The following is a 23,935-nucleotide window of genomic DNA, read 5'->3' as shown; positions in this document are numbered from 1 at the left end:
AAATTCCTGTTACAAACATAATATTATAATATAACCATTTATGTCAATAATTAAATTTAACAGATTAACGATTCACGACACGTTCGATGTGCACTGTAAGATATAACTTTTCCTCATTGGTGAGTTCGTGATCATACTCTTTTTTAACAAACAAGGCGATTTTTTCTACACATGCTGCCGCTTCGGGATGCTTCTCCTTAATCATGTCGTAAAAATGATCATAATTGTTGTCATAATGCGTTCCGCTAAGCACTCGCTGGGAGAAAAACTTTAGATGAGTGATAAAACGGAAGTAACTGAGAGACTCCTCATCAAACTCCATTTTGAAATGATACTTGGCGATATTAATAATCTGCTGGATAAACTTCGTAATATTCATCGTCGTAATCACTTCTTCGTTCATTTCCGCGTTCACGATATGTAGCGCAATAAAAGCCGCTTCATCTGGCGGGAGTTCGATATTCATCCTGCTGTTGATCTGCTCCAGCATGCGAAGTCCCAACCCGAATTCCGCTTTGTACAATTGCTTGATCTCCCACATCAAGGCATTTTTAATCTCGATCCCCTCATGATAACGCTCAATGGCAAAATGAATATGATCTGTAAGCGAAACATAGATGTTCTCGTTCAATTTACGTCCCAAATTGTCACGAGCATGGGCGATCATTTCCTCCACAATCTCAACAAGTTCCATCGGAACTTCCCGCAGAAGCGTTTTGAAATTATCGGATGTCTGTTTGTTTTTCAAGGCAAATACTTTTTGAATGCGGGTCTCGTCTACTTTATCTCCCGGCTTCTTCTTAAAGGCAATCCCACGTCCCATCACCACAAGCTCTGCCCCGTCGGCCTGATAGATGCTAATGACGTTATTGTTGATAACCTTTGCTATTTTCACTTCAATCCCCCCGTCACGTTCCACTCTCTAGTCGCCAAGATATATCCAATTATGGGCATGCAAAAAAAAACCTGGAGCATCACAAAATAAACAAGACGTGGCGGTCTGCTTTTTTTGGTGCTCAGGTTTTGCCTACGCGTGTGATGTAGTAACAATCCCAGTAACGATATATTTGCGTCAAGTATAGCGTGAACTGCGTCATATGTCAACGCTTTCAACGAGCAGACATGAGGAAGCTACAGGAATCCTGCAACTTCCTCATGCTTGGAAACAGCTACGCTCAAAACACTGAGATTACTTGTCTCCCAACTCTGTACCGCCGGAGGCAATGACATTTTTATACCATTCGAAGCTTTTCTTTTTGATCCGAGTCAACTCGCCCTTACCTTCATTGTCACGATCCACATAGATGTAACCGTAACGTTTTCTCATTTCACCGGATGAGGCACTGACGATATCGATTGGCCCCCAGCTTGTGTAACCGATGATGTTGCATCCATCCTGAATGGCTTCACCCATCTCAGCTACATGACGCTTCAAATAATCGATTCGGTACGAGTCGTCGATTTCACCTTCAGCGCTCACCTCATCGTGTGCACCAAAGCCGTTTTCCACCACAAACAGCGGTTTCTGATAACGGTCATGTAGCTGATTCGCCGTAATACGGAAACCTTTGGGATCAACGGTCCATCCCCACTCCGATTTTGCCAAGTATGGATTGGCTATGGAGCCGAACACGTTACCACTGGTCATATTTTTGTTCACTTCCGGATCTGTGCTGGTTGTCCGACTTGAATAATAGCTGAATCCGATGTAGTCTACCGTGTGGTTTCGCAAAATGTCAGCATCCTGCGGCTCCATTACAATGTTCAAGTTGTGATCCTTGAAGAAACGTTTGGCATAACCCGGGTACTCCCCGCGTGATTGCACGTCGATGAAGAAATAGGACTCTCTGTCCTTCTCCATCCCCTGGAATACATCTTCCGGATTGCATGTGTATGGGTAGAAGCTACCCGCTGCGAGCATACAGCCAATCATGGCATCAGGGATGATTTTATGGCAAGCTTTAACGGCAAGCGCACTTGCAACGAGTTGGTGATGTGCCGCCTGGTATTGAATTTCTTTAATGTTGTCACCTTCGTTAAACGCCAGTCCAGCACCAAGGAAAGGAAGATGAAGCAACATGTTGATCTCGTTGAACGTCATCCAGTATTTCACCTTGTCTTTGTAACGGGTAAATACCGTTATAGCGTAGGTTTCAAACAAATCCACCAATTTGCGGCTTCTCCAGCTGCCATATTTCTCAATCAGATGTACAGGCACATCGAAATGTGCCAGCGTAACCACAGGTTGAATTCCATGTTTCAAGAGTTCATCAAATAGATCGTCGTAAAATTGTAAACCCGCTTCATTCGGCTCTGCGTCCTCACCTGTCGGGAAAATCCGTGCCCAAGCGATCGATACACGTAATGCTTTGAACCCCATTTCGGCGAAAAGAGCAATATCTTGCGGGTATCTATGATAGAAATCAATCGCTTCATGTGATGGGTAAAACTCGCTAGCGAGCGGTGTAAACGCTGGAACGTTCCCTTTCATAATGCTTCTCCGGTTTTCTCCTGTTGGCAGCAGGTCAACGATGCTCAGCCCTTTACCACCTTCAAGGTATGCTCCCTCTGCCTGATTGGCCGCAATGGCTCCACCCCACAGAAAGTTCTCAGGAAATTTAAATGTTGTCATTTGTATTCTCCTTTCAAATATGTAACTCCATGATCCGCCCCTCTTCTGCCCTCCATATCTGCCACATGGAAAATAGAAAAAACCCGAACCAGCCTGTATACACGGTAGCGTGTATCACAAGCCAGCTCAGGTTATGCCCGTATTCGGTAACATTCCCAGAAAACATTATGCGGATTAGATAAAACATTACCAAGAAACAGGAAATATGTCAACGCGCGCATTTTAATTAGACATACCTCTTGGCTCATCAAAGGTTTACTTTTTCATGTCAACACCGTTTCTCAAATACTTATAATTTGTAAAATGTAGCACAGTTATCACTAAAAATCAGCTGCCGCTCAGCTTCTGGCAAGCTCTGAACATGCGTTTGCAACAGATTGAAAACCTGTGCGTATGTACCAGCTACGGTACATACCGGCCAGTCTGATCCATACATCACTCGCTTTGGTCCAAAGGCTTGAAGCACGGTATTTATATAAGGCGCAAAGTCCTCCTGTGTCCACTTATTCCAATCTGCTTCGGTGACCATGCCAGATAATTTGCAATAGACATTTGGATATGCCGCAATCGCTTTCATGGTTTCCTTCCAAGGTGAACTGATTCCAGCCTTAATGGCCGGTTTAGCCAGATGGTCAATGACAAAGCGCTGCTGTGGAAACTTCTGAACCAATTCTACGGCATAAGGAAGTTGCTCCTTCGATACGAGCAAATCGTAGGCTAGATCGTGCTGTTGTAGCAAGGCAATCCCTCGTTGAAAATCCTCACGCAACACGAACTTTACATCAGGTTCGTCCTGTATCACATGGCGCACCCCCTTCAGCCAAGGGTTAGCCGCAAATTTTTCCAGTTGAGATGAGGCTTCCTCAGAACAGAGGTCTACCCAGCCAACCACACCTTTAATGAAACCATGCTTGTCTGCGAGTTCGAGCAGCCACTCGGTTTCTTCAAGACTTTGTCGTGCCTGCACAGCTACACAGCCCGAGACGCCAGAATCCGAAAGGATTGGCTCTAGGTCTTCCGGCAGAAATGAACGCTGAATCACACTCATCTCTTCACCGATCCATCCATAATCACGAATGTTATAATTCCAAAAATGTTGATGTGCATCGAGTTTCATCATAAGTGCCCTCCTGTGTTGTCCACGGTAGTTCAGTTTACTACATTCATATAAATATAAATCAAATGCAGCAGATAAGCACTAATTTTCGAATGAATTTTATTCCAATTGTAATGGTATTTCCTTCCTGTCGACTGTGATATATTTACTGTTCAGAAAACGCTTTCAGTATTTTAGCTTCATCATCTTGATTTTAAAAAAGGAGATGTTATTGATGCCAAAAAAACGAAAGTCCATCCTCACCATCACCGTAGCCGCCGCCTTGGTTCTGTCAATGTTCTCTGCGGCCATGGCCTCTGCCGCTACAGGCCCCCACGAGCCCGACAGCAAACCAGCCCCCGTAAGTAAAATGCAAACCTATGTCAATGCGATGGAACCAGGCTGGAATCTGGGTAACTCGCTGGATGCAGTCGGGGATGATGAGACGGCTTGGGGCAACCCACGCATTACGAAAGAGCTGATACAATCGATTGCCGATCAAGGGTACAAAAGCATTCGTATACCCGTTACCTGGGAAGCGCATATTGGTGACAAACCAGATTACAACATTGACGAGGCTTACATAAATCGGGTTCATGAGGTCGTAGGCTGGGCGCTTGATGCCGATCTCTATGTCATGATCAATCTGCATCATGATTCCTGGCGCTGGATCAGCACCATGGAGAAAGACTATGATCACGTTCTTGCGCGCTACAATGCCATTTGGACACAGATTGCAAGCAAGTTCAAGGATGCACCCGAGAAACTGATGTTCGAAAGTGTCAATGAACCCCGCTTCACCGAAGGTGGCACTACGAATGCAGATACCGGATACCGCATGCTGGATACGTTGAATACTTCTTTTCATCATATTGTAAGATCTTCCGGCGGAAATAACGATACCCGTCCACTTGTACTGCCTACCATGCATACTTCGTCGGCTCAGCCTGATCTGGATGCGTTGAATCAGACGATTCAAAAGCTGGATGATCCTAATCTCATCGCTACCGTACATTATTACGGCTTCTGGCCTTTCAGCGTGAACATTGCAGGTTTCACCAAATTCAACGATGAAGTACAAAAGGACGTTACCGATACGTTCGACCGAGTTCACGATGCATTTACAGCCAAAGGCATTCCGGTCATCATCGGCGAATATGGTTTACTCGGGTTTGACCAGCATACAGGTGTGATTGAACAAGGTGAGAAATTGAAATTTTTTGAATTCGTTGGACATTACTCACGCCAAAAACAGATGACCACCATGCTTTGGGACAACGGACAACATTTTGGACGCACTAGCTATACTTGGTCAGATCAACAACTGTTTGATATGATCCGGGCGAGCTGGAGCGGGCGTTCATCCACCGCAGAGACTGATCAAGTATATCTGAAACAACATGAACCCATTCAGGATGTAAAAATCAATCTCCATTTGAATGGAAATCGCTTCTTTTCTCTGAAAAATGGCACAACTCCACTTCTACGAGGTAAAGATTACACGATTCGAAACGGTGTGCTCACTTTAAAATCAGGCCTGCTCTCCCGATTAACTGCTGAGAGCAAGCCGGGGGTAAATGCTACACTGACAGCCGGGTTCAGTGCAGGTGCAGACTGGACGTTGAATATTATTCAATACAACACACCTGTTTTAAATGACGCGCAGGGTACTACCAGTGCTTTCGCTATTCCTGTCACATTCGGTGGCGATCAGCTCGCAACGATGGAAGCGACCTATGCCAATGGAGAAAATGTCGGCCCTCAGAACTGGACGTCATTTAAGGAATTCGCCTATACGTTTAGCCCGGATTATGATCGCAACGTCATTGAACTGAAACCCAACTTTTTTAACGAAACCAAAGATGGCGAAATCCATCTCAAGTTCCATTTCTGGAGTGGTACGGTGATTGAGTATACCCTTACGAAAAAAGGCACAAGCGTTAAGGGTTCATCCTCCTGATGTGCGCAAAACATTAGATTGAATAACGTACAAGTCAACCTTCATACCTTGATTGTAATGAGGATTGAGGAGGAATTGACATGTTTAAACGTGTAGATCGTCTTGCCATTGAATTGCCTATATCGAATAATCCGGACCCCAACGGAGCCAGTGCCGTACAGGAATTGCTTGGTGGAAAATATGGCGAGATGTCAACGCTGAACAATTACATGTATCAGTCGTTTAACTTCAGAGGCAGATCCAAGCTACGTCCCTTCTATGACATTGTTGCCAGTATTACGGCAGAAGAATTCGGTCATGTCGAACTTGTCGCGAACACGATTAATTTGATGCTCGAAGGCTCAACGTCACCTGGCGAACCAGATTCCACACCGCTTCGCATTGCCAAGGATTTACGTATGACTTCACATTTTATAGAATCCGCTCAGACAGCGCTGCCTTATGACTCCATGGGAAGACCCTGGAATGGCTCGTATGTATTTAGCAGTGGTAACTTGATTTTAGATCTGCTACACAACTTCTTCCTGGAATGTGGCGCAAGAACACACAAAATGAGAGTGTACGAAATGACCGATAACAATACGGCACGTGAGATGACGGGTTATCTGCTTGTCCGGGGCGGTGTACACATTCTGGCATACGCCAAAGCACTGGAGATTGCAACGGGGGTTGATGTGACGAAGCTGATTCCTATCCCCTCTCTTGACAACAAAGCGTTTGAGACTACCCGTAAATGGGAAGCGATGGGTGAACAAAGACGATTGTACACGTTCAGTGACAAGGATTATCAGCAGATTGCCCAGATATGGAAGGGTGTGCATCCTACCGACGGAGGTAAACTGGAAGCCTTTGCTGGTTTACCGGGTTACGGAGGGCCCATTCCCGAGCTTCCTGATCTACCGGAAGAATTTGCTCCTGGAATATCACCGGAGGACTTTCTTCAGATTGCAGAACGACTTAAACGGAATGCCGGATTATAATAGGATAGAAAAAGGGAAACCTGCGGAGGATGTATCCACCCGGTTCCCCTTTTTTTGTAGCTCTTATTTTACATGATATTTCCTATTGCGGCTCCGTAAACTCTATCGTCAGTATCTTTTTCTCATTCGCCCGCACGATACCACTTGTTATCGCTCGCACAGAAGCAATAAACTCATTCCCGCTCGGGATCAGCACAGGAGTAATCAACGGCAGGCCAGCCTCCTCGATGATATCCATATCAAATTCAATGAGTAGTTGTCCAGCAAGCACGGAATCCCCGCTTTTCACATGAGTAACAAAGCCTTTTCCTTTCAGACCGACGGTATTGATGCCGATATGAACCAGCAGTTGAACTCCTGTCTCGTGCTCTAAAATAACCGCATGTTTACTCTTATCCATGACATGGGCAACAACGCCATCAAACGGAGCATAAACTTTGCCTTCGGAAGGCTCAATAGCGATGCCCTCTCCCATATGTTTTTCCGCAAATGCCGGATCAGGCACCTGCTCCAGTTCAACGAGTGTACCATGGATCGGGGATGCGATCTCAAGTAGTTTCACTTTGGGACGAGATGCGGCGTTGACCGATTCCGTTACCGATGCAGACGTAGATGAAGTTAAGTTCGATGCGGATGACTCAGTCGTTGATTCCATATTTTTCGAACCAGTGTCGGAAGCTGTCTCAACAGATTGATCTTTATAACCAAAGAACCATGTCAGTGCAAAAGCAATCGCCATTGCCGTTACGTTGGACAAAATGTACAAAGGCAATTGACTATTCAGATATAGCAGTGTTCCGGGAATTACCGTTACTGCCATACCCGTACCTTGCAGATGAAAGAGTGAAGCGATGAAACCACCAACTGCTCCCCCGATCAGGCCCATTACAAACGGTTTCATATAACGCAGATTCACACCAAAGATGGCGGGTTCAGTGATACCAAGGAATGCAGATAACGATGAAGGAAGCGCGAGTGCTTTGAGCTTCATATTTTTGGTTTTCAGACCCACCGCAAGACATGCCGCTCCTTGTGCAGCCATTGCACATGTAATAATCGCGTTAAACGGATTGAAGCCCGTTTTTTCAAGCAATTGAATCTCCAGAAAGTTAAAGATATGATGTACACCCGTAACCACAATGATCTGATGGAAAAAACCGATAATAATGCCTGCGATTCCGTAAGGCAGATCGAGTACAGCCGTTGTGCCATGCAGCACCCACTCTTCAAGTGAGTGAAATACAGGACCAATAGCGAATAGTCCAAGTGTAATCATCACCGTTAGCGTAATGAATGGAGTCAAAATCAAATCCAGTGCCTCAGGCACACGTCTACGCAATACTTTTTCAAACTTTGCACCAAGTAAACCTACAAAAAAGGCAGGCAGTACCGATCCCTGATACCCTACGACGGGGATAAACCCGAACATATGCAAGGGTTGCGCCGAGCCATCAGCTACAGCATAAGCATTGGGAAGCGCTGGATTCACCAGCATCAGACCAAGTACAATCCCGAGCACGGGGCTCCCGCCGAATACGCGGAATGCAGACCAGGCGACAAGCGCAGGCAGGAATGCAAAAGCCGTATCCGTTAGAATCTGCGTGAAGAGCAGAAAATTTGGCGATATGTCATCAGGTGTTGCGCCGAACCATGCCAGAATTTCATTTTGCGTAAGCAAACCGCGCAGACCCATGAACAGCCCTGTCGCTACCAGCACAGGAATAATCGGAACAAAGACGTCACCAAATGTGCGAATAGCCCGCTGGAATGCATTGCCTTCCTTTTTCCCCTGGCTCTTCACGTCTTCTTTCGATGTCCCTTCAATTCCCTGCTTCTCAACCTCTTCAAAAATTCGATTGACCGTACCTGTGCCGAAAATAATCTGATATTGTCCCGAGTTGAAAAAGGCACCCTTGACCTTGTCGATGTTCTCGACTTGCTTCTGATCAATCTTCTCTTTATCCTTCACCATGATGCGAAGCCGTGTCGCACAATGTGCAAAGGAGGCGATATTATCTTTTCCCCCGACGGCCTGGATGACCTCTTTGGCAATACGCCCGTTATCCGACATGTTGTCTCATCCCTCTCTCATTCAATCTAAACATTCCACATGACTGCTTTGAAATCCGCCTTGCCTCCGTGTGCAAAAAATCGAATATCCGTACTATCCCGGCTTGGGAAGATTCGGCTGGTGAAGACTTCCTGTCCATCGTTGACAAATATCTCGACCGAGGATGAATCCACGAACATATGCAGCTTGATTACGGCATCTACATCTATATCTTCATTTAAAGTACAGGTGCGAATGGTACCACTCGCTTCGGACAGTGCCGCACCGGACTGACTGCGATCCAACATAAGTTTGCGTTGCAGGCGATCATACTGAATGACCGTTTTCTCCGTATCACTTGCCCGAAACTCAATCCCCACAAGGTTTGCATCGTTCTGGCTAATCTCACATTGGAGTTCGTAAGCGATACCATGAAAGTCTGCAAAGGATCGGATTTCATTGCGAAGCGAGTCCTGCGTCCGAATACCTTGCTGATTCTTTCGCAGCTGAGCCATTTCAGGAACGGGTTGCTGAATAAGCTTGCCACCTTGAATCGATAATTGCCGTGGAATCGTTAAACAATGGGCCCAGCCACTGTCATCTGTGGGATACGCCAGATCAGGAAGTCCCATCCATGCTACCAGGATTCGTCTTCCGTCTGGGGACTGCATCGTTTGCGGCGCATAGAAATCAAATCCACGATCCAGCTCCTCAAACTTCCCATGTGTGAATTCTCTCGTCTCCAGGTTCAGAGGTTCACCAATGAGGTATCCCGATTGATAGATGTTTTGGTATCGGTCTGATTCGGCCGGAATGCCTTGCGGTGAGAAGATGAGTACTCCCTGGCCTTCCAACTCCATATAGTCCGGGCATTCCCACATGTATCCGAAGGAAGACAATGTTGTCCCGATCTCCCCAAGAAACTGCCAATGTTTCAAATCTGCCGAGCAATACAGGACCGCGCATCCCGTCTCATCCGTACGCTGGGCTCCAATGACACCATAATAGACATCTTCGTGCAGCCACACCTTCGGATCTCGGAAGTGCTCGGTATATCCAGGCGGTACATCCGAAATGACAGGATGCTCGAATTTTGTAACTACATTATCTTTATCCATGAACGCCAAGCACTGGTACGGATGTCTGATCCAGTTCCCATCCCGCGTATTGCCTGTGTAAATCAGGTTTAATATGCCATCTTTTTCAATCGCACTTCCGGAATACGCTCCATGAGAGTCGTAAGAACTCCCTGGTTCAATGGCTATACCAACATTCTCCCAGTTCACCAAATTACTCGAACGGGTATGATACCAGTATTTCATGCCGTGCTCCGTTCCAAGAGGGAACCATTGATAAAATAGGTGGTAGTAACCTTCATAAAAGGAAAATCCGTTCGGATCGTTAAGCAGACCGGTTACGGGCTGAATATGATAACTCTGTCTCCACGGACATGCAGCGATCTTAGCTTCCAGCGTAGCAATTTCTCCCGGTTCTGCTTGCTCAATCCGCCGATAGAGCTGCTCTCTTGTCATTTTCATACGTCATATCAATCTCCAATCATGATGCAAAATCAGAAGTTCCGCCTTTAAAGGAACCGGTTCCAAAGCGGATAAAAAAATAATTCCATACAACCATTGTTGCTGACCGGTGTCATCATTCTCGAACTAAAAACTAGAATGGAACCGGTTCGATGGAATTATCATAAAGGATCGATTTATATTTTGTCAACGCTTTCTCGGGGAATTAATTCAACATCCATGACGGTGTGCTGACTTACACTCTCCCCTTTAACCAGCTTGCTAATATGACTTGCGGCAAGTTTTCCGGCCTGCAAATAATGATATTTTACCGTAGTCAATGTCGGGTGGATCATTTCAGTAATATCGTATCCGCCGAACCCGGCTACTGACATTTGCTGCGGGATGCGAACTTTTTGAAAGGACGCGGTTTTCATGACGCCCATCGCGATATTATCTGTCGCTGCAACGATAAGAGAGGGTCTGTTTTCTTGCAAAATCTCCGTTGCCGTAAGCGCTGCTTCTGACATTTTGAAGCTCGTTTCATAATACCTCACCGTGCAATCACTGCACTCGTCAATAGCACGTTGAAACCCTTGTTTACGATGGATACCTACAGCCTGGTCCTTCTCGCTTACTCCCATGTACACGATGTCCCGGTGTCCTTGTTCCACAACATATTTGCCCATGAGATACCCTGCTTGTTCGTCGTTGTGAATGAGACTATGCAGTAACTCATGCTGCTGTCCTACCAGTAACACGGGAATCCGAATGTCTTCTATGGCCTTCAGGTGTGCATCGGTCACTTCAGCGGCAAGAAGAATGATCCCGGACACTTTTTGTCTGGCAAAATCATAAATGGCATCAATCTCACGCTGCATATCCTGGCTCGTGTTCGCAATGAGCATCTGATATTGCAGCCCTCTTAGCTCCTCATCAATGCCGATTAGCGTCTGTGATGTCGCATAGGAATCCAGCCTTGGAACCACTGTACCGATAATGCTGGTCTTTTTGGCTTTGAGACTCTGTGCAAAGGTATTCGGAACATAATTATATTGTTTAATAATACGCTCAATCTTCTGACGGGTATCCTCGCTAACCGAGCCGCCATTCAGGAAACGGGACACGGTACTCTTCGCCACGCCTGCCATTTGAGCGATATCTGAAATCGTTTTATTCATATGAAACTCCTCTAGTGTTAATAAAATCATTCATTTATGTATTATAACTCGAATCGCAAACCTCAGCGAATGTGAACAGAATGACATAACAAAAAAGCCCGGTTCATGCAAAAGCTCACGACATCGTGTGCTTCATGCGAATTGAACCGAACTTGGCAAATTCATTTTGTAAACACATAAGTCTAAAGTCATTAATCAAGAATAATTTTCCGTTCTGCCTGCGAACATTTAGTTCATACCTCAATAATAATCGGTAAAATCATCGGCCGCCGCTTGGTTTGTGCATAAATGTAGTGACCAATCTCATCCTTCAGCTTCCGTTTGATCACGTTCCACTGATTGACCCCGGCACCCGTTAATTCATCCATACGGTTGACGACCCGTTCATGAATCTCCTTCATGAATTGTTCCGAGTCCTTCACAAAAACAAAACCTCGGGAGATGATCTCCGGGGAGGCAACCATTTGTTTTTCTGTTTTGCTAAGCGTGGTTACAATGACCAGCATCCCATCCGATGATAGCTGCCGTCGATCCCGAAGCACCACATTGCCGACGTCACCAATAATAAGCCCATCCACCAAGCTGTTACCTGAGGCAATCTTCGGACCCAATGAAGCTGTTCCGTCTCTGTATTCCACCATATCTCCGTTATTAACGATAAACACATGACTTTGCTCAATCCCGACAGATTCCGCAAGCAACCTGTGCTGATACAACATTCGGAATTCACCGTGGATGGGTACCAAATAATCCGGCTTCATCAGTGTAAGCATCAGCTTCAGCTCTTCCTGACTGCCATGTCCCGATACGTGCATTCCTGCCGCTCCGCTGGAGCCATAAATTACACGAGCGCCCAGAACATACAGGTTGTCGATGACATGGGCGAGGTTTCTTTCGTTACCAGGGATTGCTCCTGCGGCAATGATGACCGTATCTCCTGATTCAATGCTTACTTGAGGATGTTTTCCGGCAGCTAACCGTGACAATGCCGCCATAGCCTCTCCCTGACTTCCCGTACATAACACAACGACCTGCTCTCGCGGAAACTGTCCTGAATCAGCGGCCTCGATCAATAGTCCGTCCGGAACGTCGAGATAACCGAGTTCACTTGCAACATTCACGACGTTAATCATGCTTCGTCCAAGCAGTGCAAGCTTGCGGCCTGTCTGAAACGCAGCATTCACGATCTGTTGAACTCTGCTGATATTGGATGCGAAGGTAGAGATAAACACTTTTTGCTTGGCACGAATAAAGGCATCCAGAATATGATCCCCGACAACACGTTCTGAAGGAGTAAAACCCGGTCTTTCGGCATTGGTACTCTCGGAAAGAAGCACATGCACCCCTTGTTTCCCAATCTCAGCCATGCGGTGCAAGTCCGGGAAAGGACCGTTTACAGGGGACATATCAAATTTGAAGTCGCCCGTGTGCACCACATTGCCTGCCGGCGTTTGAAAGAAAATACCCAGACAGTCCGGGATACTGTGACTCGTTGCAAAAAATGAAACGTCGATACTTCCTAGCGTGATCTGAGAGTTTGCATCAATGGTGTGCAGATCCGATTGGCGCAGCAAGTTATGCTCTCTCAATTTCAACTCAATTAGACCTCGTGTTAGCCTGGAAGCGTAGACGGGGATATTGATTTGTTTTAAAAGATACGGAATTCCACCAATATGGTCTTCATGTCCATGGGTGACAACAAGGGCCTTTACTTTATCCTGATTTTCGAGCAAATACGTCACATCCGGCACGATGAGATCAATGCCCGGCATCGTTTCATCGGGAAACTTCGAACCACAGTCAATCACAATGATGTCTTGATCATATTGAATCAAATACATGTTTTTACCGATTTCATTCACGCCACCCAGTGCTGCTATATATAGTTTGTTATGAGCAAACTTCAAAATGCTTTCACCCTCCTCTGTATGGTGATCCTCAATTTCTTCTTGTGTATTCCTAGTATGGAAAGAATCGCCTTGGTTATGCACAAGTATGTATGTATACCAAAAAACCATATACGGAACGTTCGTTCCGACGTGGTTTAAGAACGTTAGTTAATTTATATGACCAAATGAGAATTCAAGTTATTATTAAATATTAAACAAGAAAAAAAGCCTTTCTTGAAACAAGGCTTAATCAGTAACTGCTCTGTATTTTATAATCGTTTATTATCATTCTTCTTTCTCTTTGAAACTAACCAGGTAATAACAACGACTACTGCAATAAAAAAAATAATGGCTCCGGAGACACCAACTATAATTGTCGTATCTGCACTAGAAATACCAAACCCCCCTCTCCTTTAAATGTAGTTGGGTTTGATATCTTCCAATGTGTCCCTGACTTTTCCACATCAAAATCGTAGCTCATATTTATAGCCATTCCATCATACGAAGCTGTCCATGTACCTGGATACACTTTTACAGAATCACTGCTTCCTCCAGACAAGGGTGTAATATTATCACTAGGAGTATATCTCATTCCTATAGTGTACGGATTTCCTTCAGCGTCCTTGTATTGTCTAATTTGGATAAACGGCTCTGTTGGATCTACTGAACTTATGTTGAAATCAACATGTGTATTTGTTGAAAGATCTACAGTAGGTGTAGATTGCCCCGCAGTAGCATTGTTGGTAGCTGGCGAGAACCCAACAAACAATGAAAAGCCAAGAGCTAAACTGGTAATAATTTTAAAAATCTTTTTCAAAATATCATCTCCTTAAATATTGTATGAAGCTCATCTTGATAGACATGCTGTTAAGTACGTAAAGCATAGTTTACTACGGCCCCCTAACACACAACTTTTAATTACATAAATGTAAAATAATTCACTATATTACAAATAAATTTATTTACTGGAATACCTTTGTCGAAGCATGTATAATACTGTCATATTGACTAAAAAATAAATTACATATGCAGAAAGTATTTTAAAAATGGAGAATAGTAGTAAGGTTACTGGGCCTGCAAGCTACCATTCAGCTGTCGACAAATAACATCGATCAAGCTGTATGATCAAAATATTTTATATGTAAACAAAAAACCCTGTAATAACAGGGTTTTCGCAATATTTTACCTTGATTGAAGTATATCCTGCTCGTAGGACTTAACTTCCTTAATCCACTGTTCACGAACAGGTACACCTTGCTGAGCACAATAGTAGTCCCATACTGCGCCAAATGGATAGGATTTGAACTCCTCCGTCAAAGCCAGGCGTGTCGTGTAATCTCCAGCCAGTTCCGCCTGTTTTAAAGCTTCTACCGGTTCCAGCATGGCTCGCAGCAAAGCTTTAATTGTATTGCGGGTACCAACTACCCATGCCGCCACACGGTTAATACTGGCGTCAAAGAAGTCCAGCCCGATGTGAGTTGTGCCGAGAAGTTCGTGACGCACCAATTCACGGGCAATTTCAAGCAATTCGTCATCCATAATAACGACATGATCGCTATCCCAGCGCATTGGACGGCTAACATGGAGCAAGATTCCACTCGTAAATAATGCGAGAGAGGACAGCTTGTTAGATATCACTTCTGTTGGATGAAAATGGCCGGCATCCAGGCAGATTAATATATCATTTTGCAAACCGTATCCCATATAAAACTCATGTGAGCCGACAACGTAAGCTTCAGAACCAAGACCAAACAGCTTGCTTTCAACCGCATCCAGATTATGCTTGGGATTCAGTGGTTCTGCGAATACTTCGTCCAAGGAGTCCTTCAAACGTTTGCGGGGAGCCATCCGGTCAACAGGGTTGTCCTTGAATCCATCCGGCACCCATACGTTGGTCACACAGGTTTGGCCCAATTGTTCGCCGAAATACGCACCAATTCGCCGTGAAGCTTTGCAATGATCAATCCAGAATTTGCGAATCTCCGGATCAGGATGACTGAGTGTGAAGCCGTCGCTTGATTTTTCATGTGAGAAACACGTTGGGTTGAAGTCCAGTCCAAGCCCGTGCTCTTTCGCCCACTTCACCCAATTTTCGTAATGTCTTGGCTCAATCTGATCCAGTTCCACTTGTTCGTCTGTATCCGCATAGATCGCGTGCAAATTGACTTTATGTTTACCGGGAATGAGTGCAAAAGCCTTCTCCAGATCGGCACGAAGCTCCGCAGGGGTTGTTGCTGCGCCCGGATAGTTTCCCGTAACCGATATACCACCCGTCAGTTCACCTTCCTGGTTGAGAAAACCCCTGACATCGTCTCCTTGCCAGCAGTGTACGGATACTTTAATATCTGCCAACTTTCTTAGAACATCATCTGTATTGATGCCATGTTGTGCATATAAGGACTTCGCAGCTTGATACGCTTGTTCCACCTGATTTTGCATCGATCTAACCTCCCTTAACGTGTAAATGCTGCTGGTACACCACCATCAATGGTCAGCATACAACCTGTCGTTTTCTCCGATTTCGATGAAGCGAAGAAGGCAATACCTTCCGCGATATCTCTCGGATAGATGTTCACTAGCAGCGTTGTGCGTTTGCGATAATATTCTTCCAATTGATCCGGTTCAATGCCATATGCGGCCGCACGTTCGTTCCTCCATGATCCGTTCCAGATCGCTGAACCTTGCAGGATCGCATCCGGTAATATGGTATTAACGCGAATGCCATATTCGCCACCTTCCGCTGCAATGCAGCGAGCCAGATGGGCTTCGAGCGCCTTGGCCGAGCTGTAAGCAGAAGCGCTTTTACCTGCATATACCGAGTTTTTTGATCCGATGAAGACCATACTTCCGCCGATGGCCTGCTCCCTCATCAATTTGAACGCTTCGCGAGCGACCAGAAAATACCCTGTGCCCAGTACACTCATATTCAGATTCCATTCCTTCAATGAAGTTTCATCAAATGGACTGGATGTGGCCAGGCCCGCATTATTCACGATGATATCCACACCACCGTATTGCAGAGCCGTTTCCGCATAGGCCGCCTGCACCGCTTCTTCGTCTGTTACGTCCATCTTGAGTGCATATGCACGATTGGCACCATATTGATCGTTAATTTCCTGTGCTACCTTCTGCGCGCCTTCCAAATTCAGATCTGCAAGCACAACATGTGCGCCTTCCGAAACGAGTCTGCGTGCTGTTTCACTACCGATACCGCCTGCCCCGCCCGTAATAAAGGCTACTTTGCGGGAAAACTCCGTCTCTGCAGGAGCCAGCGACAATTTATATAACTCCAGCGGCCAGTATTCCACATTGTAAGATTCATTCGCACTGAGCGAAACGAATTTACCGAGGCTTGTTGCCCCGCGCATTACCGCAATCGCCCGATGGTAGAGCGCACCGCTGACTTGGGACAACGCCCAACTTTTGCCGGTATTAATCATCCCTACGCCAGGAATAAGAATAACGCGAGGAGCGGCTTCGAACATTACGTCGCCTTCGTTTTTGTTGTCCTCAAAATATTGCTTGTATTGCTCTTTGTACGCGGCGACGCCTTCCGTAAGCTTCGCTTTCAATCCATCAACATCATCCACGTTCGGCGTCCAGTCAATGAACAGCGGCACCACTTTGGTATGCACCAGATGATCCGGACAAGCCGCGCCAACCTGAGATAACTGCGGTGAGTCTGCTCCACCTGCAAAAGCAAGTACATCCTCCTGATCGTCAAAGGACAAAATCATTTTTTTGCTGTCCGACACCGCTCCGCGAATGATTGGCATCACCCGAGCAGCAATCTGACGACGAACTTCAGCAGGAAGTGCAGGATGCTTCACGCCGCCAAACAGATTTGCTTCATTGACACGTGCCTCGATGAATGCTTCCGCTTCATTAATGATTTTGATCGTCTGAGCGTAACATTCCTCAGAGGTCTCTCCCCAAGTCACCAGACCATGTTTCTCCATAAGTACAAGCTCGGCATTCGGATTGGCGAATACGCTTTCAGCAATCATCTTAGACAGTGTAAAACCTGGGCGCACATAAGGAACCCATACAAAACGATCTCCATATATTTCACGTGCCAGCTCTTTCCCGTTATCCGCGCAGCAGAGGCTGATAATTGCATCCGGGTGTGTATGATCTACATGTTTGTAAGGCAGGAACGCATGTAGGAGCGTTTCAATGGAAGCACGCGGATGTTTCGCATCAATCATGCAATGCCCAAGATATTCAACCATCTCTTCATCCGACATGGAGTCACGTTCCATGAGCGGGCCGATATCCTCAAGCGCCAGTCCGGTAAAATGCTTTGCTTCCATGGAACCGAGATCCGATCCGCTCCCTTTTACATACATGACTTCGACATCACGACCGCGAAAATCCTTTACTGTTGTTTTAGTAGATGTGTTCCCCCCATAAATATTGCAAACCCGACGATCCGTTCCGATCAGATTAGAGCGGTAGACCAATTGTTCAAGCCCTGTTGTTTTCTCTGATGCATTCGCTTCATTCCATAAACTCTGTACCATTTGTTCCCCTCCGATAATGTTTGTTTTCTTCCTTATTTGAGTTTATCATCTTTGTTTTGTTTTGAAAACAAATATTTTATTAACAAAAACAGAAAAAATACAAAGAATACAGAAGGAAACGAAGCGGCATGAACATTCATCGTATATTACTTGAATGAACAGCACGTACGGTGTTGGCCGCCGTTATTCGTTAAAGCGGGTGACAGCAAAAAGACTTTCACTCCATACGGGCAGAGTAAAAGTCTTTGAAATATAATCTTAGGAAAGCTTTATAGCTACCCGGTAATGCGGCACCATTCGAATGTTCTCGAACCTGCCCAGTTCTACACCGTGGAACCTCTCTACATACGCTTGATTCACAAAATGCTCTGTCTTTCCCTTACGAAGAGGTGTTATTAATAACCTCAGAGCGTGGTCATGTAACAAATGCCGGGATTGCTTCAGTCCAATGTTCCATGTGTGACCATACTGGATATGATCCGTCAATAACTGTTGATGGATGTAGGCTGCTGCAACATCCCCTTCATAATCAACCTCTACAAACAGGTCATGTACCTGTTTAGGCCAGCACGTATCTATTTTTAAAGAAGCAGCATGCTCTTGCGGATAATTGATCTCCACTTCCGGCTGATATACAGGTACCTGTAAAGTATAGGTTACAAACCACCGTTGTTGCTGCATCCGGGAGATGATTGTATATTCAGGGGCTATGATCCTCTCAGGTGCAGGATATATGGAAACCTCGATCTCATTCTGTCCAACAGATGTGCTTATCAACTGCTCATTTTGTTGGTATATATGACTGCTACTGATCACCAATCTTTTTTCTCCGTCTAGTTCAAAAAGATAACTTCGCAGTGCTTCCTCACGCGTTAACGTAACGATACGAATCACTTTCCCATCCATGGTGCTAACACTAAAGCCGTCATTTTTGCCAGCCACCGGATGAAGCACGTACTTTCCATCCTGTTCGCGGACTGTACCTGCTGTCAGTTGCACACTTGCTACAGAGGATGCATCAATTACATATTCTGGAGTCATGCCTTCATGAGCATAAAAGACAGCCGTAAGCTCCTCTTTTACCAGAAATTTAGTCAGAGGTTGAACCGTAGCACTTATGAGCTTTATCCCCCCAAGATTCAAATGAAAAGGCAGGATTACTGCTTTGCCAGAATTCAATTGCATGGTGCCCTCCTTATGAGGAAACATCGCATTTCCTTGAGAGGTTAGAAGCTCCAGTCGAATGTCACGCGCCGGCATATAAATATGATCCTGATAGTTACTCATAAAAAGAAACCCTGCTCCTGAACGCTGGCGGACCGACCAACGCAGATCCATCGTATTTTCTGGCACAATAGTCAACTGATCCTCAGAAATGACACACCCCATCGGTGCCAACTGCTCCCCATATGCATCCAGGAACATGGACAAACTTCGGATTCGATCATACGATTCTTCGATACGTCCAAACTCTCCAATAGGTGCTTGATAGTCGTACGTCACCTTCGGTAATCCACGTTCGTTCATGTAGGTTTTGTTACCAATGGGATTGGAACCTCCATGATACATGTAATAGCCCACCATATTGCTACCATTCGCCAGCTTGACAATAGTCATCGCCTCCACACTGTCTGCATCGACCACAGGGCGGGCATGATAACTAACCTGCATTCCGCCGGCAAGTTCGCAATAGGCCGCTGGGTAGTGTTTACTATCATAATCCACTTCTTCTGCCGGATTTAGATGCAAGTCACGAAACAGATACTCCCCGCTGGGTGGCTGATTAGGTATCCAAGGGGTATAAGCATATCCTGCGAGCATTGGTAACGTACCCTGCGCAGGAACTGCCGCTTTCCCCCAAGCAGTCGCCGTGTAAAACATCGGTTTCATGCCCGCGTTTTCCGCAATACGGCGAAGCCGCTCCATATGTTCTTTTCCGTCACGTCCCGAAGAGATATATCTATCCTGCGAATAACCCCACGAATCCATTGGCGCACCAGCATGCATATATTCATTCTCCAGCTGGATACCGATAATCGGGCCACCATCTTGATAAAAACAGCCTTCTATCTGACGTGTAATCTCCTGATACAACCGTTCAGCATAGAATAAATACCCCTCGTCATTAGAACGGACCTCAAATGCATAGTTGAACAGCCAATCCGGCAAACCGCCATTCCGAACTTCTCCGTGACAGAACGGACCAATCCGAAGAATTAACGCCAGCTCATGTTTACTACATAGATCCGCAAACTGCCGCAAATTCAAGTTTCCCGACCAGTTGAACACGTCCTCCTGCTCCTCATGGAAATTCCAAAAGATATAGGTTGCTACGATATGCACTCCCCCTGCTTTCATCTTCAACAATTCTTCCTCCCACTGAAGATAGACAAATCTGGAGAAATGAAATTCCCCGACGACCGGAATATGCGGTTTACCGTTATGCATCATATAAAAATTGGTGAAATCATAGGATTCTCCGCGCGTGTTGTAACCCCCGTAGCCTTCCATGTGGCCAGGTTGGATCAGTTTATCCTCGGCTTCCAATGTGAAGCGAATACAACGATGTGAACTAAACTTGTCATTTGGTTCGTTGATGTGCTTACACATATCGGCGTTTATCTTATCTTTCATTTTGGGAGATCAACTCTTTCTTCAATAGAATAGGCAGGATGTCACGATGTGAAAATCCAATTTAAATTCCTTTCGCCAACAGCAAAAATGCCTGCTGGTGATTTGCATTGTTTTCCAACACTTGCCGCAATTCCTGTGATGCTTCTTGCTTCTTACCCAGACCAAGGAGGCCTAATGCCCGCATATAATGGCAGTGCTCTTTATTTCGCTGATCCAGATCATCATCGAATACGAGGAAGTCTGGCAAAGATACGGCAAAATAATCGATCTGAACATGGTCAAACATATGTCGCTCGGCGTAATCAATCAGCTTATTAAATCGTCTGCTTGCTTCCTGGATATGATTAAGCTTCTGCCAGGCAAGTCCCTGATAAAATATAGATTCTGGTGGCTGGTCGTTATAAAACATCGCACTTGCTGGTTCATGCAAACCTGTGCAAGCTCTGCGGAAGCTCTCTTCAGCGGCAATAGTCTGCTGCATCTGTTCATATGCACAGCCTAGAGCATAGTAAAGTGCATTGTCTGCACTGCCTGCAAGCTTGCCTTCCCCCAGATTTTCAGGATACTTCTGAGCCCGAAGCAACAATTCTATAGCTTCTTCTGTATGCTTTTCCGTGAGTTTTTGCTTAGCAAGTTCCGTCAGAGCCGTCACATACTGACCCGTAACTTTACCTTCTCCGCCCTCCCATGGATGAAATGTTCTTGTTTGCAGTGCATTGTAAGCCTCCTGATGATGACTTAACATATTCAACAACGTAACCCACTCGATGTACAAGTCATCCCGTTGATGTACCAGCTCCATGTGAGCCTCAAACCGCTGCAATCGTTCTGCCGGAGGGCAACCCAGTTTCTTCTGTAATTGATCCAACTCGTAGAATACACGGGCATCCTGCGGCTCCAGCCGAAATGCTTCCTCCAGCGAAGTCAACGCTTGATCAGGCTGATTCATCTTGTTGTAATAAGCCAGACCTAGATTTCGGTGTACCGTAGGGAAGGCCGGGTTTATTTTACAAGACATCTCCCAGTGGTTTATCGCATCCTCGTAACGTTTGTGGTCGTAGAGCCAGTTACCCATATAATAATGTGCATGTGCATCCTCTGGGTCCGCTTCAAGCGCATCTTGAAGAATCATGCAATCGAACGGTGTATTCGGAAAACAATACTCCGTCTCTGCGGCACTCGCCTGTGCCTGACATTGAGATGCCTGATCCAGTTGATCCAACTGCCGATACAGATATGCCTGAGCATAACAAAGCATCGGGTATGGTCTGGTCAAATCGGATTCTATTATGGAAAGTACATTTCGTGCTTCCTCCCACATGCCACTCTCTGTATAATCTGCAGCCAAGTGCAAGTAATTGTGAACATCCCTGCTCATTATCCGCAAGAAATACTCCTTCGCCTGCTCCACAGACAATAACATCAGTTCATATGCCGTGCCATATTCCATCGGGTCTATATCCAGTGTTTCACGAGCAAACGCAATGGCTTGTGAGTTACACCCCGTTTTTCGAAGCAATGATGTCTTCAAGTGACGTGCTTTGAGATTTCTACTGTTTCGAATTAGCGCACATTCAATGTGTTCGAGTGCCTGTGCATACCGATCCTGAGCTACATCAATCTGGGCGAGAGTGAAATATCCGATATCCTGAAACTGTGCCGACCAAACGGATTTATATAATGCATCATAGGCCTCTTTCATCTTTCCTTGAAGCTTCAAACTCAAACCAAGCTGGTAATAAGCCTCACTATCATACGGATTGGTGTTTTTCCATGTGAGGGACTGAACGGCCTGTCTAAAATGAGTCTCTGCCTCCTGAAATAGGCATCTTCGTAAGAGTAAAGTCCCATATGCAACATTCAAGCGGATATCAGTCCGATCACGTTTCAGTCCTTCTAGATAATATAATTCCGGTTCATAGGTTGCATGACGATACTGCTCCAGATGAAGACCTGCGAGATAGAGCTGTTCGTTGGTCTGGATCTCTGAGGGAAGCAGTAGCGGCTTCGCAGGATCAGGCACTTCCTGAATGCGCGTCTGTTCTGGCTGATACGCCACAAGTACTCTTCCCTCCTTTGTACATACACTCAGTTTTAATTGATGCCATTCTTCCTCTTCATTCCATGGGAATGTACCTGTATAAGATTGCGTTGGCGAGATATCACATATGTCTTCAAAATAATTCCCTGCAGCGCCCTTTACTTGAATAGAGACTTTCTCATAATTAGCTGTCGCGTAAACCAGAATCTTGGCCGTTCCCGTCTGCTCATCCAGCGCCAGATTAACTGCTGCGTCAATCGTTGCATTTTTTACTACACCGATTTCTTTGTAAGGCATGAAATATTGAGTAAAAGACTTGCTTTCATATGGCTGTAGCCAACTAAAATCAGGCTGATTATCCGTAAAAATGCCTGTCATCAGTTCAATATACGGCCCATCTTCATCCGTCAATTGCCTGTCCCATGCTTTGCCGAAATCCCCATTACCCCAAGTCCATTGTTTCTTGCCTGGAGAGATATGATGATTGGCAACATGTAACAGCCCAGCCTGTAAACGATGATCATATCCACCTACAAAGTTATATTCGGACTTGTATGCCATGTAGGAAGTAGGCACCGGAATATTCTTGTACCGCGAAATATCCACCCCCTCCGAATAATCCATCTTATAATACGTTCCTGTAGCAATGGGAAATCGGGAAACATCACGTTTACCATGATCCAGTACGGCGTTTACATCTGGTGGAAACACAGATTGCGTATCATCGTTCACAGCGACCGCTGGATTAGCCCACCATAGAAACGTCTGGGGTTCACTTGTCCGATTGTATACTTGGGAATGAATCTCTAGGTAAGCTCTCCCGGGATACAAAGTAAAACCAGTCGTCACCTTGGTACCGTACATCCGATCGATCTCACCCACCCATACAGTAGCGCTTCCGTCCTTATTGCTACTATAAGTGCAATCTACTTTGCCAAATGTGTTTGGCCTATGGTGCTGTGGCCAGTTGAACTCAATGCCTCCTGATATCCAAGGCCCAGCAAGACCAACCAAAGCAGGTTTGATCACTCGGTTGTAATAAACGAAATCATACTGGTTTGTCAGATCCAGCGCACGATAGATACGGCCACCGAGTTCTGGCATGATCTCGATGCGGACATATTCGTTTTCAAGAATAATCAATCGATAAGATTGCAGTCTCGCCTCATTCTCGATTCGATCAATGACGGGATAGGGATATACCTTACCCGAACTGCCCTGATAGATTCGTTTTTCAAGAAACATTGGATTTTTATCGGGTTTACCTGTGCCATACGTTGGAATGTCTCTATTCTCTTCCCAGATCCGAACGGACGTCTCTGCACTAACCTGCTTCAATTCCAAATTCGCTCACTCCTTGCTTCGAGATAGGATGATCATACGCTTAGATAAGCAAGACTGACATTGACATTTAACGGTTATTGATGGACGA

General features: G+C 45.6%; 14 protein-coding genes. 2 read left to right on the top strand and 12 right to left on the bottom strand.

Annotated features, from left to right (window positions below; all coding sequences use genetic code 11):
- Positions 1 to 64: 64 nt before the first annotated feature.
- From licT to Q9R46_RS08555, 3 genes are all read right to left on the bottom strand, one after another.
- Positions 65 to 895 (bottom strand): BglG family transcription antiterminator LicT, encoded by an 831-nt coding sequence (gene licT, locus Q9R46_RS08565; RefSeq protein WP_090924027.1) that lies wholly within the window; start codon positions 893 to 895, stop codon positions 65 to 67.
- A 294-nt stretch (positions 896 to 1,189) separates the two neighbouring features.
- A complete protein-coding gene (locus Q9R46_RS08560) occupies positions 1,190 to 2,632 on the bottom strand; it encodes a 6-phospho-beta-glucosidase (protein WP_311279678.1) in 1,443 nt (480 codons plus the stop codon).
- Between the two features lie 289 nt (positions 2,633 to 2,921).
- Positions 2,922 to 3,752, bottom strand: coding sequence for an amidohydrolase family protein (locus Q9R46_RS08555; protein ID WP_311279677.1), 831 nt, complete (start codon positions 3,750 to 3,752; stop codon positions 2,922 to 2,924).
- Positions 3,753 to 3,960: 208 nt separating this feature from the next.
- Between Q9R46_RS08555 and Q9R46_RS08550 the strand changes: the two genes are divergently transcribed.
- Positions 3,961 to 5,688, top strand: coding sequence for a cellulase family glycosylhydrolase (locus Q9R46_RS08550; protein WP_311279676.1), 1,728 nt, complete (start codon positions 3,961 to 3,963; stop codon positions 5,686 to 5,688).
- Positions 5,689 to 5,768: 80 nt separating this feature from the next.
- Positions 5,769 to 6,668: a manganese catalase family protein gene (locus tag Q9R46_RS08545; RefSeq protein WP_090924024.1), complete on the top strand. Its 900-nt coding sequence runs from the start codon at positions 5,769 to 5,771 to the stop codon at positions 6,666 to 6,668.
- Positions 6,669 to 6,750: 82 nt separating this feature from the next.
- Here Q9R46_RS08545 and Q9R46_RS08540 read toward each other — a convergent pair whose 3' ends face one another.
- From Q9R46_RS08540 to Q9R46_RS08500, 9 genes are all read right to left on the bottom strand, one after another.
- Entirely contained in the window at positions 6,751 to 8,739 is a 1,989-nt protein-coding gene (locus Q9R46_RS08540; protein ID WP_311279675.1) for a sucrose-specific PTS transporter subunit IIBC, read from the bottom strand.
- Between the two features lie 26 nt (positions 8,740 to 8,765).
- Complete coding sequence (locus Q9R46_RS08535) at positions 8,766 to 10,256, bottom strand: glycoside hydrolase family 32 protein (RefSeq protein WP_311279674.1); 1,491 nt, start codon at positions 10,254 to 10,256, stop codon at positions 8,766 to 8,768.
- 176 nt (positions 10,257 to 10,432) lie between these two features.
- On the bottom strand, positions 10,433 to 11,416 hold the full coding sequence (locus Q9R46_RS08530) for a LacI family DNA-binding transcriptional regulator (RefSeq protein WP_311279673.1): 984 nt from the start codon (positions 11,414 to 11,416) through the stop codon (positions 10,433 to 10,435).
- Positions 11,417 to 11,649: 233 nt separating this feature from the next.
- Positions 11,650 to 13,323 carry a ribonuclease J gene (locus tag Q9R46_RS08525; protein WP_311279672.1) on the bottom strand — a complete coding sequence of 558 codons (1,674 nt, stop codon included), beginning with the start codon at positions 13,321 to 13,323 and terminating at the stop codon, positions 11,650 to 11,652.
- A 349-nt stretch (positions 13,324 to 13,672) separates the two neighbouring features.
- Entirely contained in the window at positions 13,673 to 14,122 is a 450-nt protein-coding gene (locus tag Q9R46_RS08520) for a hypothetical protein (protein WP_311279671.1), read from the bottom strand.
- A 365-nt stretch (positions 14,123 to 14,487) separates the two neighbouring features.
- The gene (rhaA, locus tag Q9R46_RS08515) at positions 14,488 to 15,744 is read right to left on the bottom strand and encodes an L-rhamnose isomerase (RefSeq protein WP_311279670.1); all 1,257 of its coding nucleotides are present in this window, start codon (positions 15,742 to 15,744) and stop codon (positions 14,488 to 14,490) included.
- A 14-nt stretch (positions 15,745 to 15,758) separates the two neighbouring features.
- The gene (locus Q9R46_RS08510; RefSeq protein ID WP_311279669.1) at positions 15,759 to 17,828 is read right to left on the bottom strand and encodes a bifunctional aldolase/short-chain dehydrogenase; all 2,070 of its coding nucleotides are present in this window, start codon (positions 17,826 to 17,828) and stop codon (positions 15,759 to 15,761) included.
- A gap of 258 nt (positions 17,829 to 18,086) precedes the next feature.
- Positions 18,087 to 20,462 (bottom strand): beta-galactosidase, encoded by a 2,376-nt coding sequence (locus tag Q9R46_RS08505; RefSeq protein WP_311279668.1) that lies wholly within the window; start codon positions 20,460 to 20,462, stop codon positions 18,087 to 18,089.
- A gap of 61 nt (positions 20,463 to 20,523) precedes the next feature.
- Complete coding sequence (locus Q9R46_RS08500) at positions 20,524 to 23,847, bottom strand: DUF5107 domain-containing protein (RefSeq protein ID WP_397386333.1); 3,324 nt, start codon at positions 23,845 to 23,847, stop codon at positions 20,524 to 20,526.
- Between the last annotated feature and the right edge of the window lie 88 nt (positions 23,848 to 23,935).

Source organism: Paenibacillus sp. RRE4, assembly GCF_031844205.1.
GTDB classification, from domain to species: Bacteria; Bacillota; Bacilli; order Paenibacillales; family Paenibacillaceae; genus Paenibacillus; species Paenibacillus xylanexedens_B.
Note: the sequence above shows the minus strand (reverse complement) of the source record. Positions and strands in the feature narration are given on the sequence as shown.

What these genes read in the sequence shown, in the direction of transcription:
- Q9R46_RS08560 (WP_311279678.1), bottom strand. Translation starts at nt 2,632, where the DNA reads ATGACAACATTTAAATTTCCTGAGAACTTTCTGTGGGGTGGAGCCATT.
- Q9R46_RS08555 (WP_311279677.1), bottom strand. Translation starts at nt 3,752, where the DNA reads ATGATGAAACTCGATGCACATCAACATTTTTGGAATTATAACATTCGT.
- Q9R46_RS08545 (WP_090924024.1), top strand. Translation starts at nt 5,769, where the DNA reads ATGTTTAAACGTGTAGATCGTCTTGCCATTGAATTGCCTATATCGAAT.
- Q9R46_RS08540 (WP_311279675.1), bottom strand. Translation starts at nt 8,739, where the DNA reads ATGTCGGATAACGGGCGTATTGCCAAAGAGGTCATCCAGGCCGTCGGG.
- Q9R46_RS08535 (WP_311279674.1), bottom strand. Translation starts at nt 10,256, where the DNA reads ATGAAAATGACAAGAGAGCAGCTCTATCGGCGGATTGAGCAAGCAGAA.
- Q9R46_RS08530 (WP_311279673.1), bottom strand. Translation starts at nt 11,416, where the DNA reads ATGAATAAAACGATTTCAGATATCGCTCAAATGGCAGGCGTGGCGAAG.
- rhaA (WP_311279670.1), bottom strand. Translation starts at nt 15,744, where the DNA reads ATGCAAAATCAGGTGGAACAAGCGTATCAAGCTGCGAAGTCCTTATAT.
- Q9R46_RS08510 (WP_311279669.1), bottom strand. Translation starts at nt 17,828, where the DNA reads ATGGTACAGAGTTTATGGAATGAAGCGAATGCATCAGAGAAAACAACA.
- Q9R46_RS08505 (WP_311279668.1), bottom strand. Translation starts at nt 20,462, where the DNA reads ATGAAAGATAAGATAAACGCCGATATGTGTAAGCACATCAACGAACCA.